Source organism: Micromonospora sp. MW-13 (assembly GCF_003434305.1).
Taxonomy (GTDB): Bacteria; Actinomycetota; Actinomycetes; order Mycobacteriales; family Micromonosporaceae; genus Micromonospora.
The window spans coordinates 16,783-30,181 of record NZ_QKKX01000031.1 but is presented as its reverse complement, the minus strand read 5'-3'; the positions used below and the strand labels follow the sequence as shown (position 1 = coordinate 30,181).

Genomic DNA, 13,399 nt, shown 5'->3' with positions numbered 1-13,399 from the left:
GCGTCGCGCCGAGGCGTTCCGGGCCGCGGGCGGGGCACCCGATAGCCTCGACGGCGTGGCAACCGCACTGGTGATCGAGAACGATCCGACCGACGACCCCCGACGGCTGGGGGACTGGCTGGTGGAAGGGGGCCTGGAACTGCGGGTGCTGCGCCCGTACGCCGGGGACGAACTGCCCGCCGACCTCGACGGGTACGTGGCCCTCGTGGTGCTCGGCGGTCCGCAGCAGCCGTACCCGCTGCCCGACGGCACCCCCGGGGCGCCCTGGTTCCCGAAGCTGGAGGGGCTGCTGCGCAAGGCGGTCCGGCGTCGGGTGCCCACCCTCGGCATCTGCCTCGGCGCGCAACTCCTGGCCACCTCGCACGCCGGCCTGGCCGAGCGGAGCCCGTCCGGGCCCGAGGTCGGCCCCGCCGTGGTCGGCCGCCGCGACGCCGCCGAGGCCGACCCGCTGTTCCGGTACGTGCCGCTGATCCCCGACGTGTTCCAGTGGCACGTCGACGAGATCACCGAGCTGCCGCACGGGGCGACCCTGCTGGCCGCCTCCACCCGCTACCCGCACCAGGCGTTCCGCCTCGGCGACCGGGCCTGGGGGTTGCAGTTCCACATCGAGTGCGACACCGCGATGATCGCCGACTGGGCGACCGACTCCGCCCTGCTCGACGAGCTGGGCTACGACCCGGAACTGGTGGTGGCCGCCTGCGACCGGGTGATGGCCGACGTGGAGGAGGTGTGGCACCCGTTCGCGATCCGGTTCGCCGCCCTCGCCCTCGGTGAGCTGGGCGACGACGACGTCCGGCGCAACCTGCCCCTGCTCGGGCACTGACCCGTGATCAGCAGACCGGCCCGGGGCCGGCTGGCCCGCTACGGCTTCGGCGCCGCCGACGGCGACAACGGCTCCCGGGCCGCCGACCTGCTCGGCCCGGCCGGGCTCGGCCTGTGGCGGCCGGAGGAACAGGAGCCGGTCGACGAGCGGGCCGCCGAGCTGCTGGCCGCCCTGTCCCGGGCCGCCGACCCGGACCTGGCCCTGCGCCAGCTGCACCGACTCGTCGAGGCCGAGCGCCGCGCGGCCGGCAGCACCGGCGGCGGGTCGACGGGTGCGCGCCGGGCCGCGGGTGCCACCGGAGCAGGCGGCGGGCCGGCGGACCCCGCGCGCCGGGCCCCGGGGGGCACCGGCGTCGCCGGCAGGCCCGCCGACTCGGCGCTGCTGCACGCCCTGCACGCCGACCCGGGGCTGTGCCGGCGGCTGGTCGCCGTGCTCGGCGCGTCGTCGGCGCTCGGCGACCACCTGGTGGCCAACCCCGACCAGTGGCCGGTGCTGGCCACCGCCCCGGACGGGCTCGCCCCCGCCGCCGAGGGCCGGCTGGACCTGGCGGCGGCAGCCCGGGTCACCGCGTCCACCCAGCCGATCGCGGTGCTGCGCCAGGGGTACCGGCTGGCCCTGCTGCGGATCGCGGCGGCCGACCTGACCGGCGGACGCGCCCTGGAGCAGACCATGGCGGCGCTCTCCGCGCTGGCCGACGCCACCCTCGGCGCGGCCCACGACATCGCGGTGGGCGAGCTGCCCGAGGGCACGCCACGGCCCCGGCTGGGCGTGGTGGCGATGGGCAAGTGCGGCGGCGGCGAGCTGAACTACGTCTCCGACGTCGACGTGATCTTCGTCTGCGCCGAGGACGACGAGCTGCCGGCGGCCACCACGGTCGCCACCCGGCTGATCCACATCTGCGGGCTGGTCGCCTGGCCGGTCGACGCCGCGCTGCGCCCCGAGGGCAACCGGGGCCCGCTGGTCCGCACCCTGGCCAGCCACCTGGCGTACTACCGGCGCTGGGCGCGCACCTGGGAGTTCCAGGCGCTGCTCAAGGCCCGCCCGGCGGCCGGCGACCTGGCGCTGTCGCAGGAGTGGATCGACCGGCTCGCCCCGCTGGTCTGGCGGGCCGCCGAGCGGCCGGAGGCCGTCGAGGACGTCCGCTCGATGCGCCGCAGGATCATCGACAACATCCCGCCGAAGGAGCTGGACCGCGAGATCAAACGCGGCCCGGGCGGGCTGCGCGACATCGAGTTCGCCGTCCAGTTGCTGCAACTGGTGCACGGCCGGGGCGACGAGGCGCTGCGGGCACCCGGCACCATCCCCGCCCTGCGCGCCCTGGTGGCCGGCGGCTACGTGGGCCGGGCCGACGGCGAGGGGCTGCTGCGCGGGTACCGCTTCCTGCGCGGCGTCGAGCACCGCCTCCAGCTCCAGGGCCTGCGCCGCACCCACACCGTTCCGGCCGACCCGGCCGGGCTGCGCTGGCTCGCCGCCGCGCTCGGCTACGCGGCCACCCCGGGCCGCAGCGCCGTCGAGGAGTTCCGCGCCGAGTGGGTCACCCACGCCACCGAGGTACGCCGGCTGCACGCCAAGCTGCTCTACCGGCCGCTGCTGGAGTCGGTGGCCCGGGTCCCCGCCGACGGGCTGCGGCTCACCCCGGAGGCGGCCCGGCACCGGCTGGAGATCCTCGGCTTCGCCGACCCGGCCGGGGCGCTGCGCCACCTCCAGGCCCTCACCGGCGGGGTGAGCCGTACCGCCGCCATCCAGCGCACCCTGCTGCCGGTGCTGCTCAGCGAGTTCGCCGACGCGCCCGAGCCGGACCGGGGGCTGCTCAACTACCGGCAGGTCTCCGACAAGCTGGGCAGCACCCCCTGGTACCTGCGGCTGCTGCGCGACTCCGGCCCGGTGGCCCGCCGACTGGCCCGGGTGCTCAGCTCCTCCCGGTACGCGGCCGACCTGCTGGCCCGGGAGCCGGAGGCGCTGCGGCTGCTGGCCGAGGAGAACGAGCTGACCCCCCGCCCCCGCGGCGTGCTCTGCGAGGGCTTCGCCGCCGCCGCGGCCCGGCACGCCGACCCGGTCGAGGCGACCCGGGCGGTGCGCGCGTTGCGCCGCCGGGAACTGGTCCGGATCGCCTGCGCCGACGTGCTCAGCCGGGCCGGGTCGCTCGCCCCCACCCCGACCCGCCCCGACCCGGACGGGCGGGCCGCGCTCGGCCTCGCCGACGTGACCGCCGTCGGCACGGCCCTGGCCGGCGTCACCGACGCCACCCTCGCCGCCGCGCTGCGCGCCGCCCGGGCCGCCCAGCCGGGCCTGCCCGGGCTGCGGTTCGCGGTGATCGGCGTGGGCCGGCTCGGCGGGTACGAGTCGAACTACCTCTCCGACGCCGACGTGCTGTTCGTCTACGACCCCCCGTCCGGGGCGGACGAGGGCGCGGCCAGCGCCGCCGCCCACGCCGTCGCCGAGGAACTGCGCCGGCTGCTCTCCGCCCCGGCCCCCGACCCGCCGCTCGGGGTGGACGCCGACCTGCGCCCGGAGGGCCGGCAGGGCCCGCTGGTGCGCAGCCTCGCCGCGTACGCCCAGTACTACGCCCGCTGGTCGAAGGTGTGGGAGGCGCAGGCGCTGCTGCGCGCCCGGTTCGTCTGCGGCGATGCCGACCTGGGTACGGAGTTCGAGGCGATGGTCGACCCGGTCCGCTACCCGGCCGACGGGCTGACCCGGGAGCAGATCGTCGAGATCCGCCGGATCAAGGCGCGGGTGGAGACCGAGCGGCTGCCCCGGGGCGCCGACCCGGCCACCCACACCAAGCTGGGCCGGGGCGGCCTCGCCGACGTCGAGTGGGCGGTGCAGCTCCTCCAGCTCCGGCACGCCGGCCGGCTGCCGGCGCTGCGCGGCACGCGCACCCTCGACGCGCTCGCGGCGGCGGCGGACGCCGGCCTGGTCGACCCGGCGGACGCCGGCGAGATGGCGGTCGGCTGGACCCTGGCCGCGCAGGTCCGCAACGCGCTGATGCTGGTGCGCGGCCGGGCCGGGGACCAGTTGCCCCGGCACGGCGTGGAGTTGGCCGGGGTGGTCCGGCTGCTCGGCCGGGACGACCCGGGCGAGTTCCTCGACGAGTACCTGCGCACCGGCCGCCGCTCCCGCGCGGCGATGGAACGGGTCCTCGACGCCGGGGCCTGAGCACCGGCGCCGAGGACGGTTGGCCACCCGTCGATCCGAACGCGACCCAAGGGGGACGTTATGACGAGAAATCAGCCGGTGACGCGGTAGTTGCCGGCGCTCGGCACCGTCACCACGGTCCATGCACCGTCCGGGGCGAGCGCCGCCTGACCGTCCACCCGCAACCAGCGGCTGTGTCGTACCCGTACCCGGACCGTTCCGGGGCCCGACATGCGCAAGGTCAGCGACGCGGCATCCTGCCCCACCAACTCCCCGGGGGCGGCCACCAGCGGGGTCGGGTCGGACACCGCGTAGAGCCGCCAGTGCCGCTCGGACCAGACCTCGGTCAGGTACGGCAGGCCGCCGTCGACCAGTTCCGCCTCCGCGCGCCCCACCCAGGACAGGTCGGCGTCGGGCACGGCGACGTACTGCACGGCGTTGTCGGCCAGCCAGGCCCGGTAGCTGTCGGCGGTCAGCGGAACGCCGGTGCCGGCGGCGCCCGGCACGGTCGTGAAGAAGAGCGGATTGCGGGCGATGTCGGCCTGCCGCAACCAGCCCCGCGCCAGCGGGACGTCGCCGAGGTGGGCGGCCTCCCAGTAGTCGCGGGTCGGCGGCACCTCGACCCGCCCGGTGAGCCCACGCCGGGCGAGCTCGGCGCGCAGCGGGGCGAAGTAGGCCGGCTCGGTCGTCGGGCCGCCGACGCCACGCAGGTCGGCCGGCACCACCGGGGGCTGCCACCAGCAGACGGCGGCCAGCAGCGCCGCCAGGGCGGTGCCGGCCGTCCCGCCCCGACGCAGCGCGGCCGGCAGCCGACAGGTGGCCCGCTCCGGCAGCCGGGCGGCAGCGGCCAGCACCGGCAGCGCGAACATCACCACCAGGCGGGTCGCGTTCAGGCCAACGGGCGTGTGCACCAGCGCGGCGACGAGCACCCCCGCCGCCGACAGCAGCGCGCCCACCCGCACCGGCCGGTACGCCACCAGCGCGGCCACCACCAGGCTGGTCAGCGCGGCGCGCAGCGTGTCAGTGCGGCTGATGTTCATCCAGCCGCCCTCGCCGAACAGCAGCCCGGTCACGGCCAGCGGGGCCGCCGCGGCGACCCCGAGCAGCAGGCCGTCGCCGAACCGGCGGGTGAGCAGCAGCGCGGCCCCGGCCAGCCCGACGAACAGGCCGGCGACCGGGCTGGTCGCCGAGGCCAGCAGTGCCGCAGCAGCGACCAGCCCGACGCGCAGCCGGCGTCGCCCCGCAGCGGCGCCCGGGGGCAGGGTGAGCGCGAGCAGCGCGGCGAGCCCGAACGCCACACCGAGGCCGTAGGTGACCCGGCCGGAAACGAGGTTGCCGGCGATGGTGACCGCCCCGACCAGGCCGCCGAGCAGCGGGCGGGGCACCCCGGTACGCACCAGCAGCGCAGCGAACGCCGCCGCCGCGACCACCAGCGCGAGGACGCCGGTCACCCGGACGCCGAGGACAGCCATCACCGGCGGGGAGACCAGGCTGTAGCCGAGGGGCTGGATGCCGCCGTACCACCGCAGGTCCACCAGGGCGGGGCCGTGCGCGGCGAAGAAGTCGGCGCGGGCCACCTGGGCCGAGAGATCGGAGCCCATCGTCGGCAGGAGCAGGTACCCCACGCCCAGGACGGCCGAAAACCCGGCGGACACCGCCACCACCGCACCGCGTCGCATGCCCACCTCCGTACCGCGACCACCGTACTGGCAGCATGGCGGGCGTGCCTCACCACCTCGCGCGCTGGACGGGTCTGACCGGTTCCCTGCTGCTCGCCGTGTCCGCGTACCTCGGCGGGGCGTTCCCGAAGGGTGACCTGCGCCCCAACCCGGTCAGTATCTGGCAGGGGCCGAACGGGCCGCTGATCATCGCGGCCTGGCTGCTCGGCACCGCCCTGATGGCCTGGGCGTGGTGGTCGCTGCGGGACGGGCTGCCGTCCGCGCGCTGGGCCCTGGTCACCGTCGGGCTCTGGCTGCTGCCGCTGCTGGTCGTCCCGCCGATGGCCAGCCGGGACGTCTACGCGTACGCCTGCCAGGGCGCCAGCTACGCGAACGGGATCAGCCCGTACGAGCAGGGTGTGTCCGCGCTGCCCTGTCCGTGGCTGGACTCCATCTCGTACATCTGGCGGGACACCCCGGCCCCGTACGGGCCGCTGTTCGTGGTACTCGCCGGCGCGGTGATCAAGGCGACCGGGTCGTTGACCGCCGCCGTCGTTGCGTTCCGGGTGCTCGCGGTCGCCGGGGTGGCGCTGACCGCCGCCTGCCTGCCGGTGCTGGCCCGCCGCTGCGGGGTCCCCGTCGGGCGGGCGCTCTGGCTGGCCCTGGCCAGCCCGCTCATCGGCGTACACCTGGTGGCCGGTGCGCACAACGACGCGCTGATGGTCGGCCTGCTGGTGGCCGGCCTGGCGGTGGTGGCCGCCCGGCCCGGGCGGCCCGGCCCGCTGCTGGCCGGCGGGGTGCTGCTCGGGCTGGCCGTGTCGATCAAAATCACCGGTCTGGTGGTGATCCCGTTCGCCGCGCTGGCCGCGTCGGTCGGGCCGTACCGGATCCGGACGCTGGTCCGCGACGGCGGATGGGTCGTCGGCGGCGCGGTCGCCACCGTGGTCGGGGTGACCTTCGCCGCCGGCCTGGATTTCGGCTGGATCAGCGGCCTGGAGAGCGGGGGCGACGTGATCGCGTGGACCTCGCCGTCGACCGCCGTCGGGCAGACCGTCGGTTACCTCGCGGTGATCTTCGGGGCGCACGTCGACGCCCTGCCGGTGGCCCGGGCGATCGGCGTGGTCGTGCTGGCCGTGGTGCTGGTCTGGCTCTGGTGGCGGGCCCGCACCCGCGACCCGCTCTTCCATGCCGGCCTGGCGCTGGCCGCCACCGTCGCGTTCTCCCCGATCGTGCACCCCTGGTACTGGATCTGGCCGCTCACGGTGCTCGCCGCCACCGCCCGCGACGGCGTCTGGTTCGCCGGGGTGGCGTTGGCAGGATCGTTCCTGGTACTGCCCGACGGCACCGGGCTGGCCCGGTACACCAAGCTGCCCGGTGCGCCGCTGATGACGCTGTTGCTGATCTGGGCGGCCGTCCGGTTGGTACGGTCGGCCAGGGCCGACCGCGCGCCGACCCCAGCCGCCGCAGGAGCCGACTGAACAGGGGTGCGCCGGTGACCGTCCCCGGCGAACCGCCCGCCCCCTCCCGCCGGCGGGCCGCGCTCGCCCGTTGGGCCGGGCTGCTCGGCGCGGTGCTGCTCGCCGTCGCCGGCTGGCTGGGCGGGGCGCTGCCCGAGATCGCCGACGGCGGCCCGGTCGACACCTGGCGGGGCCCGCACGGGCCGGCGGTGCTTGGCTGCTGGCTGGCCGGCACCGCGCTGATGGTCGGGGCGTGGTGGGCGCTGCGCCGGGGTGCCCCGTCGGCCCGGTGGGCGTACCGCACCGCCGGGCTCTGGCTGCTGCCGCTGCTGGCGACGCCGCCGCTGGGCAGCCGCGACGTCTACTCGTACGCCTGCCAGGGCTGGTCGTACGCGCACGGGCGCGACCCGTACGAGGTGGGGGTGGCGGCGGCCGGTTGCCCGTGGCTGGACTCGGTCGCCCCGATCTGGCGGGACACCCCCGCGCCGTACGGGCCGGTTTTCGTGCTGCTCGCCGCCCTGGCGGCGACCGTGGGTGGCGGGTTGGCCGGCACGATCGCGGTGCTGCGGCTGTACGCCGTGGCGGGGGTGCTGCTGACCGCGCTCTGCCTGCCGGGGCTGGCCCGGGCGGCCGGCGCGCCGACCCGGCGGGCCGCCTGGCTGGCGCTGGCCGCGCCGCTGGTCGGGGTGCACCTGGTGGCCGGCGCGCACAACGACGCGGTGGCGCTCGGCCTGCTGCTGCTGGCCCTGCTGGTGCTGGTCCGCCGGCCCGGCCGGCCGCGACCGCTGCTGCTGGCCGGGGCGCTGCTCGGGCTGGCCGTGTCGGTGAAGGCGACCGCCGTGGTGGTGCTGCCGTTCGCGGCGCTGGCCGCCGTGCTCGGCCGGTACACCTGGCGGGCGCTGCTGCGCGACGGCGGCTGGCTGGCCGGCGGCGCGCTGGGCGCGGCGCTGGCGACCTCGCTGGCCTCCGGGCTGGGCCTGGGCTGGGTCGGCGGGCTGGCCCGCAGCGCCGACTCCGCGCAGTGGACTTCGCCGCCGACCGCCGTCGGCTTCGTCGTCGACTACGCGGGGGAACTGGTCGGCCGGCGGCCGGACGCCGTGCCGGTGGCCCGGGCCACCGGCCTGCTGCTGCTCGTGGTGCTGCTGGTGGCCCTGTGGTGGTGGGCCTGGCGGTCGCTGCGCCGGCTCAACGACGTCCGGCGGCGGGCCCGCGCCGTGGCGGCGGCCCGCCCCCGGGTGGCCCTGCTCGGGGCGGGCCTGGCGCTGGCCGCCACGGTCGCCCTCTCCCCGGTCTTCCACCCCTGGTACGCCCTCTGGCCCCTGACGCTGCTGGCCGTCTCGGTGATCCGGGCCGCGCGGACCACCTGGTTCGTGCTGCCGTGCGCCGTCGCCGCCGTCCTGACGCTGCCGGACGGCAGCAACCTGGCCCGGTTCACCAAGGCCCCCGGCGCGATCGCGATGACGGTGCTGGTGGTGGTGCTGGCGGCGTGGGCGGCGTGGGCGGGGCGGGCGTTCGCTGCCCGCCCCGACGCGGGTGGTGCCGACCCGGAGGCGCCGGGCATCTCCTCCTGACGCCTTGGGAGCTGAATCGTTTACGACATCGCACGCGGCGGCCGGCGCGGGTCGCGTGCCGGCCGGCCGCGGGACGGTCCGCCGAACGCCGCCGAGCGACCCGGCCCGGTGGCGGTCGGGCGGCCGGGGTCGGAGTGGGCGGCTGGGGCGATCAGGCACTCGGTCCCCGGTGCGGCGTCCGGGCCTCGGGGGCGGTCGAAACACGGCGGAGGTGCTTGACGGGGCCGGTGCCGGGACCTACGTTTAACGCGTAAGTTAATTAACGAGGTGGTTAAGAGCGTGGCAACCGATCGACTCAGCGTCATCTTCGCGGCGTTGGCGGACCCGACCCGCCGGGCGATCCTCGCCCGGCTCGCCGAGGGGGACGCCACGGTCTCGGAGCTGGCCGAGCCGTTCGCGATCAGCCTTCCGGCGATCTCCCGGCACCTGAAGGTGCTCGAAAACGCCGGGCTGATCTCCCGGAGCAGGTCCGCCCAGTGGCGCTCCAGCAGTCTCAACCCGGAGCCGCTGCGAGAGGCGACGGCCTGGATGGAGCGGTACCGGCAGTTCTGGGACGCGAACTTCGACCGGCTCGACGCGCACCTGCGGCGGATGCGGCAGGCGCAGGCGACGCCCACCGACGACGAGAGCACGCAGTGAGAGAGGACGACACCATGACCGAGACCGCAGCCACCGAGACGCTGGTCATCACCCGGGTCTTCGACGCCCCGCGCGAGCTGGTCTACCGGGCCTTCACCGACCCCGACCAGCTCGCCCAGTGGTTCGGGCCGGTCGGCTTCTCGGTGCCCCGGGAGACCGTCAGCGTCGACGCCCGGGCCGGCGGCCACCAGCGCTTCACGATGGTCAACGACACCGACCCGAGCTTCACCTCCCCGGTCGACGCGACGTTCACCGAGGTGGTCGAGAACGAGCTGCTCGTCGGCTACGAGGAGGTCCAGGGCGTCCCCGGGTTCCCGGACGGGGCCCGGCTGGAGGTGCGGATCGAGTTCCACGACGAGGGTGGAGACCGGACCCGCCTGGTGCTGCGGCAGGGCCCGTACACCCGGGAGGTCGAGGCCGACGCCCGGGAGGGCTGGGGCAGCTCCTTCGGCAAGCTGGACGCCCTGCTCGCCCGCTGAACGGGGGCGGTCGCCCCGCCCCCCGTCGGCCGGCGGGGCGACCGGCGGTGCAGCGTACCGCCCGCAGGTGGGGCAGGGGCGCGTCGAGTCGGGTGCGACGGTGTGTCCGGCGGCGGTGCGTCAGGCGACGGACGCAACCGGCCGGGCCGGCCCCGCGGGTGCGGAGCCGGCCCGGCCGGTGCTGAGGGAGCGTGCTGACCCGAGGGCTCAGCAGTCGAAGTACATCGCGAACTCGTGCGGGGTCGGGCGCAGGCGCACCGGGTCGACCTCGTTGGCCCGCTTCCACTCCACCCAGGTGGAGATCAGGTCCGGCGTGAACACGCCGCCGTCGAGCAGGTAGTCGTGGTCGGCCTCCAGCGCGTCGAGCACCTCGGGCAGCGAGCCCGGAACCTGCTTGACCGAGCCCCACTCCTCCGGCGGCAGGTCGTACAGGTCCTTGTCGATCGGCTCCGGCGGCTCGATCTTGCTCTTGATGCCGTCCAGGCCGGCCATCATCATCGCCGAGAAGGCGAGGTACGGGTTGCTCGACGGGTCCGGCACCCGGAACTCGACGCGCTTGGCCTTCGCGTTGCTGCCGGTCACCGGGATGCGGGTGCAGGCGGACCGGTTGCGCTGCGAGTAGACCAGGTTGACCGGGGCCTCGTAGCCGGGCACCAGGCGGCGGTACGAGTTGATCGTCGGGTTGGTGAAGGCCAGCAGCGACGGGGCGTGGTGCAGCAGGCCGCCGATGTACCAGCGGGCCATGTCGGACAGGCCGGCGTAGCCGGTCTCGTCGTAGAACAGCGGCTCGCCGTTCAGCCACAGGCTCTGGTGGGTGTGCATGCCCGAGCCGTTGTCGCCGAAGAGCGGCTTCGGCATGAACGTGGCGGTCTTGCCGTTGACCCAGGCCTCGTTCTTGATCAGGTACTTGAAGAGCTGGAGCTGGTCGGCCGACTGCAGCAGGGTGGAGAACCTGTAGTTGATCTCCGACTGGCCGGCGGTGCCGACCTCGTGGTGCGAACGCTCCACGGTGAAGCCGGCGTCGACCAGGCGGCGGACCATGCTGTCGCGCAGGTCGGCGTAGTGGTCGACCGGCGGCACCGGGAAGTACCCACCCTTGTACGGGGTCTTGTACCCGCGGTTTCCGCCCGGCTCCTCGCGGCCGGAGTTCCAGGCGCCCTCGATCGAGTCGATGTAGTAGAACGACTGGTGCGCCGAGGTCTCGTGGCGGATCGAGTCGAAGATGTAGAACTCCGCCTCGGCGCCGAAGTAGGCGGTGTCGGCGATGCCGCTCGCGGCGAGGTACGCCTCGGCCTTCTTCGCCACGTTCCGCGGGTCCCGCGAGTACGCCTCGCGGGTGAACGGGTCGTGGATGAAGAAGTTCAGCGCGAGGGTCTTCTGCGCGCGGAAGGGGTCGATGAAGGCGCTCGCGACGTCCGCGAGCAGGAGCATGTCCGACTCGTGGATCGCCTGGAAGCCGCGGATCGACGACCCGTCGAAGGCGAGACCGTCGGTGAAGACGCTGTCGTCGAAGGACTCCACCGGCAGGTTGAAGTGCTGCATCACGCCGGGCAGGTCACAGAAACGTACGTCGACGAACTTCACGTCCTCGTTCTTGAGGTATCGCAGGAGTTCCTCGGGATTGGCGAACACACGTCCTCCTGGCACGTCCACGGTGGCTGGCTCCTGGCGACGCTATGACCGCACGGTTGCCCGGCCGTATCTTGAGTGTTTCTGTCGTGTTACGTCGCTCGCGCTGCGTCATCTTCGCCGGTCAGTCGCCATCCGCTGTCCGTTCGGACGATACCCGGCATGGCGTTGTAACGCAGATTACCGCCTTTGGTCCGATTCGGCGGTCGGTGCCACTCCGGCCACTCCGGCGCGCCTGACTACCCTTGGCGGCTGTGACCACGCCGCAGCATCCCGCACCGCCCGCCGCCGACCCCGGTTTCGTCCCGCCCTCCCTGGGCCGCCGGTTCGGCGCCCTGGTGATCGACTGGGTGCTCTGCCTGCTGGTGTCCAACTTCTTCGCCGACCCGGTCCGCGACGGCTGGGCGCCCGTCGTGGTGCTGATCGTCGAGTACGCCTTATTCCTCGGCCTGTTCGCCCAGACCCCCGGCATGTACGTCACCCGGATCCGCTGCCTGTCCTGGGCCGACGGCGGCCGGGTCGGCCTGGCCCGTGCGCTGCTGCGTGGCGTCCTGCTGGCCCTGGTGATCCCGGCCCTGCTCATGGACGAGCACCGCCGCGGCCTGCACGACCGCCTCACCGGCTCGGTGATCACCCCCGCCCCCCGCCCCTGACGCCCCGCCCCCGCCCCGCTCGTCACCGCGCTGATACACGGAAAGAGTGGCCTCCCCGCCGTGGAAGGCCACTCTTTCCGTGAATCTGCGCGAAGCTGCGGTGCTCGGGGCGGCCCGGGACGTGGGCGTCCCGGCGCGCGGGGCCGGGGGGAGTGGGGTCGGGGGAGCGGGGTCAGCGGCCCCTGGTCTGGCGGAAGGCGCTGCGCGGCGGGCGCATGTTCTTCGGGATCGCGCCCTTGGGCATCTGCGGGCGGGCGGTGAGCGCCTTGAGCCGCTTGTCGAGGGCGTTGACGTCCTTGCCGCTGAGGTTGCGCGGCAGCCGCATCAGCGTCATCCGCAGCTTGCGGATCGGCAGCTCGCCCTCGTCCTGGCCGATGACGTAGTCGTAGAGCGGGGCCGTGCCGATCACCTTGGCCAGTCGCCGCTTCTCCTGCCCCAGCAGGCCGCGGATCCGCTGCGGGTTCCCCTCGGCCAGCAGGATCACGCCGGGACGGCCGATGACCAGGTGCACCATGTCCATCTGGGTGGTGGCGCTGACCGCCGGGGTGACCCGCCAGTCGCCCCGCATGTTCTCCATGATCTGCGCCGCCGCGCCGGGCTGCCCCTCGGCGGCGTTCATCATCGCCTTGTTGGACCGCAGGTTGAGCACGATCAGCACGGCGAGCAGGGTGAGCAGGATGCCCAGCGGCAGCCAGAGCCAGCCCCAGAGGATCACCGCGACCACGGTCAGCGCGAGCGGGATCAGCACCGCGCCGGCGGTCAGCGGCGCGAACCACCGGTCCTGCTTGGCGGTGAACTGGAACACCATCCCGATCTGCTTCAGCCGCTGGCCGAACGAGACCTTCTCCTGGGGCTTTGCCATGTCGAGGAGTCTAGTGGTCGCCGTGCAACCGGTTGATCCGCGGCCGGTGCCCCGCCCAGGCGGGGGCCCTCCCGGCGGCGGGCTGAGTACCTTACGCCGCTCCGGGGCGGCCCGGACGGCCTGGTAAGGAGGCGGGGCGGTCGAAGATCAGGTGCTGCCCTCATGCGGCGGGGGGACCTGCGCGCGGAGAGTCAGTGTCGGCAGCTCAACCCGCACCACGAGGAGCCCGACATGTTCGGCAACGACGCAGGCTTCCTGCTCTCCATCCACCGCGCGCACGCCGCCGAGCTGCGCGCCGACGCGGACGCGGACCGGCTCGCCCGGTCGGTGCCCCGCCGGCACGGCCGCGACTGGCTCGGCCGCCGCCGCCACTCCCACCACTCCCACCACACCGGTGACACCCGCCGGTGACGCCGCCCACGCCGCCGGCAGCTCCGCCCGCGCCGGCGGCGTCCTCGCCCGCACCGGCGGCGGCTCCGTTCCCGGCGGCTCC

At 75.1% G+C, this 13,399-nt stretch carries 11 protein-coding genes; 8 read left to right on the top strand and 3 right to left on the bottom strand.

Translation table 11 applies throughout. The features are described 5' to 3' along the window. Positions 1-55: 55 nt before the first annotated feature. A complete protein-coding gene (locus C5N14_RS16690) occupies positions 56-823 on the top strand; it encodes a type 1 glutamine amidotransferase (protein WP_117669023.1) in 768 nt (255 codons plus the stop codon). A 6-nt stretch (positions 824-829) separates the two neighbouring features. Then, complete coding sequence (locus C5N14_RS16685) at positions 830-3,979, top strand: bifunctional [glutamine synthetase] adenylyltransferase/[glutamine synthetase]-adenylyl-L-tyrosine phosphorylase (RefSeq protein WP_117669079.1); 3,150 nt, start codon at positions 830-832, stop codon at positions 3,977-3,979. 71 nt (positions 3,980-4,050) lie between these two features. Here C5N14_RS16685 and C5N14_RS16680 read toward each other — a convergent pair whose 3' ends face one another. Then, complete coding sequence (locus C5N14_RS16680) at positions 4,051-5,637, bottom strand: hypothetical protein (protein WP_117669022.1); 1,587 nt, start codon at positions 5,635-5,637, stop codon at positions 4,051-4,053. 44 nt (positions 5,638-5,681) lie between these two features. On the opposite strand from C5N14_RS16680, the gene mptB (C5N14_RS32220) reads away from it, so the two are divergent. From mptB (C5N14_RS32220) to C5N14_RS16665, 4 genes are all read left to right on the top strand, one after another. Continuing rightward, the gene (gene mptB, locus C5N14_RS32220; protein ID WP_207892765.1) at positions 5,682-7,094 is read left to right on the top strand and encodes a polyprenol phosphomannose-dependent alpha 1,6 mannosyltransferase MptB; all 1,413 of its coding nucleotides are present in this window, start codon (positions 5,682-5,684) and stop codon (positions 7,092-7,094) included. Positions 7,095-7,108: 14 nt separating this feature from the next. After that, complete coding sequence (gene mptB, locus C5N14_RS16675; RefSeq protein WP_165878134.1) at positions 7,109-8,644, top strand: polyprenol phosphomannose-dependent alpha 1,6 mannosyltransferase MptB; 1,536 nt, start codon at positions 7,109-7,111, stop codon at positions 8,642-8,644. A gap of 279 nt (positions 8,645-8,923) precedes the next feature. Further along, entirely contained in the window at positions 8,924-9,283 is a 360-nt protein-coding gene (locus C5N14_RS16670) for a helix-turn-helix transcriptional regulator (RefSeq protein ID WP_117669020.1), read from the top strand. Between the two features lie 14 nt (positions 9,284-9,297). Next, positions 9,298-9,762: an SRPBCC domain-containing protein gene (locus C5N14_RS16665; RefSeq protein WP_117669019.1), complete on the top strand. Its 465-nt coding sequence runs from the start codon at positions 9,298-9,300 to the stop codon at positions 9,760-9,762. A 207-nt stretch (positions 9,763-9,969) separates the two neighbouring features. Here the strand turns inward: C5N14_RS16665 and glnA are convergent, their stop codons facing one another. Then, on the bottom strand, positions 9,970-11,394 hold the full coding sequence (gene glnA / locus C5N14_RS16660; RefSeq protein WP_117669018.1) for a type I glutamate--ammonia ligase: 1,425 nt from the start codon (positions 11,392-11,394) through the stop codon (positions 9,970-9,972). A gap of 251 nt (positions 11,395-11,645) precedes the next feature. Between glnA and C5N14_RS16655 the strand changes: the two genes are divergently transcribed. Further along, entirely contained in the window at positions 11,646-12,044 is a 399-nt protein-coding gene (locus C5N14_RS16655) for an RDD family protein (RefSeq protein ID WP_117669017.1), read from the top strand. A gap of 172 nt (positions 12,045-12,216) precedes the next feature. Here the strand turns inward: C5N14_RS16655 and C5N14_RS16650 are convergent, their stop codons facing one another. Next, positions 12,217-12,906, bottom strand: coding sequence for a DUF4191 domain-containing protein (locus tag C5N14_RS16650; RefSeq protein ID WP_117669016.1), 690 nt, complete (start codon positions 12,904-12,906; stop codon positions 12,217-12,219). Positions 12,907-13,068: 162 nt separating this feature from the next. Between C5N14_RS16650 and C5N14_RS16645 the strand changes: the two genes are divergently transcribed. After that, positions 13,069-13,317, top strand: coding sequence for a hypothetical protein (locus C5N14_RS16645; RefSeq protein WP_243639673.1), 249 nt, complete (start codon positions 13,069-13,071; stop codon positions 13,315-13,317). Positions 13,318-13,399: the final 82 nt, after the last annotated feature.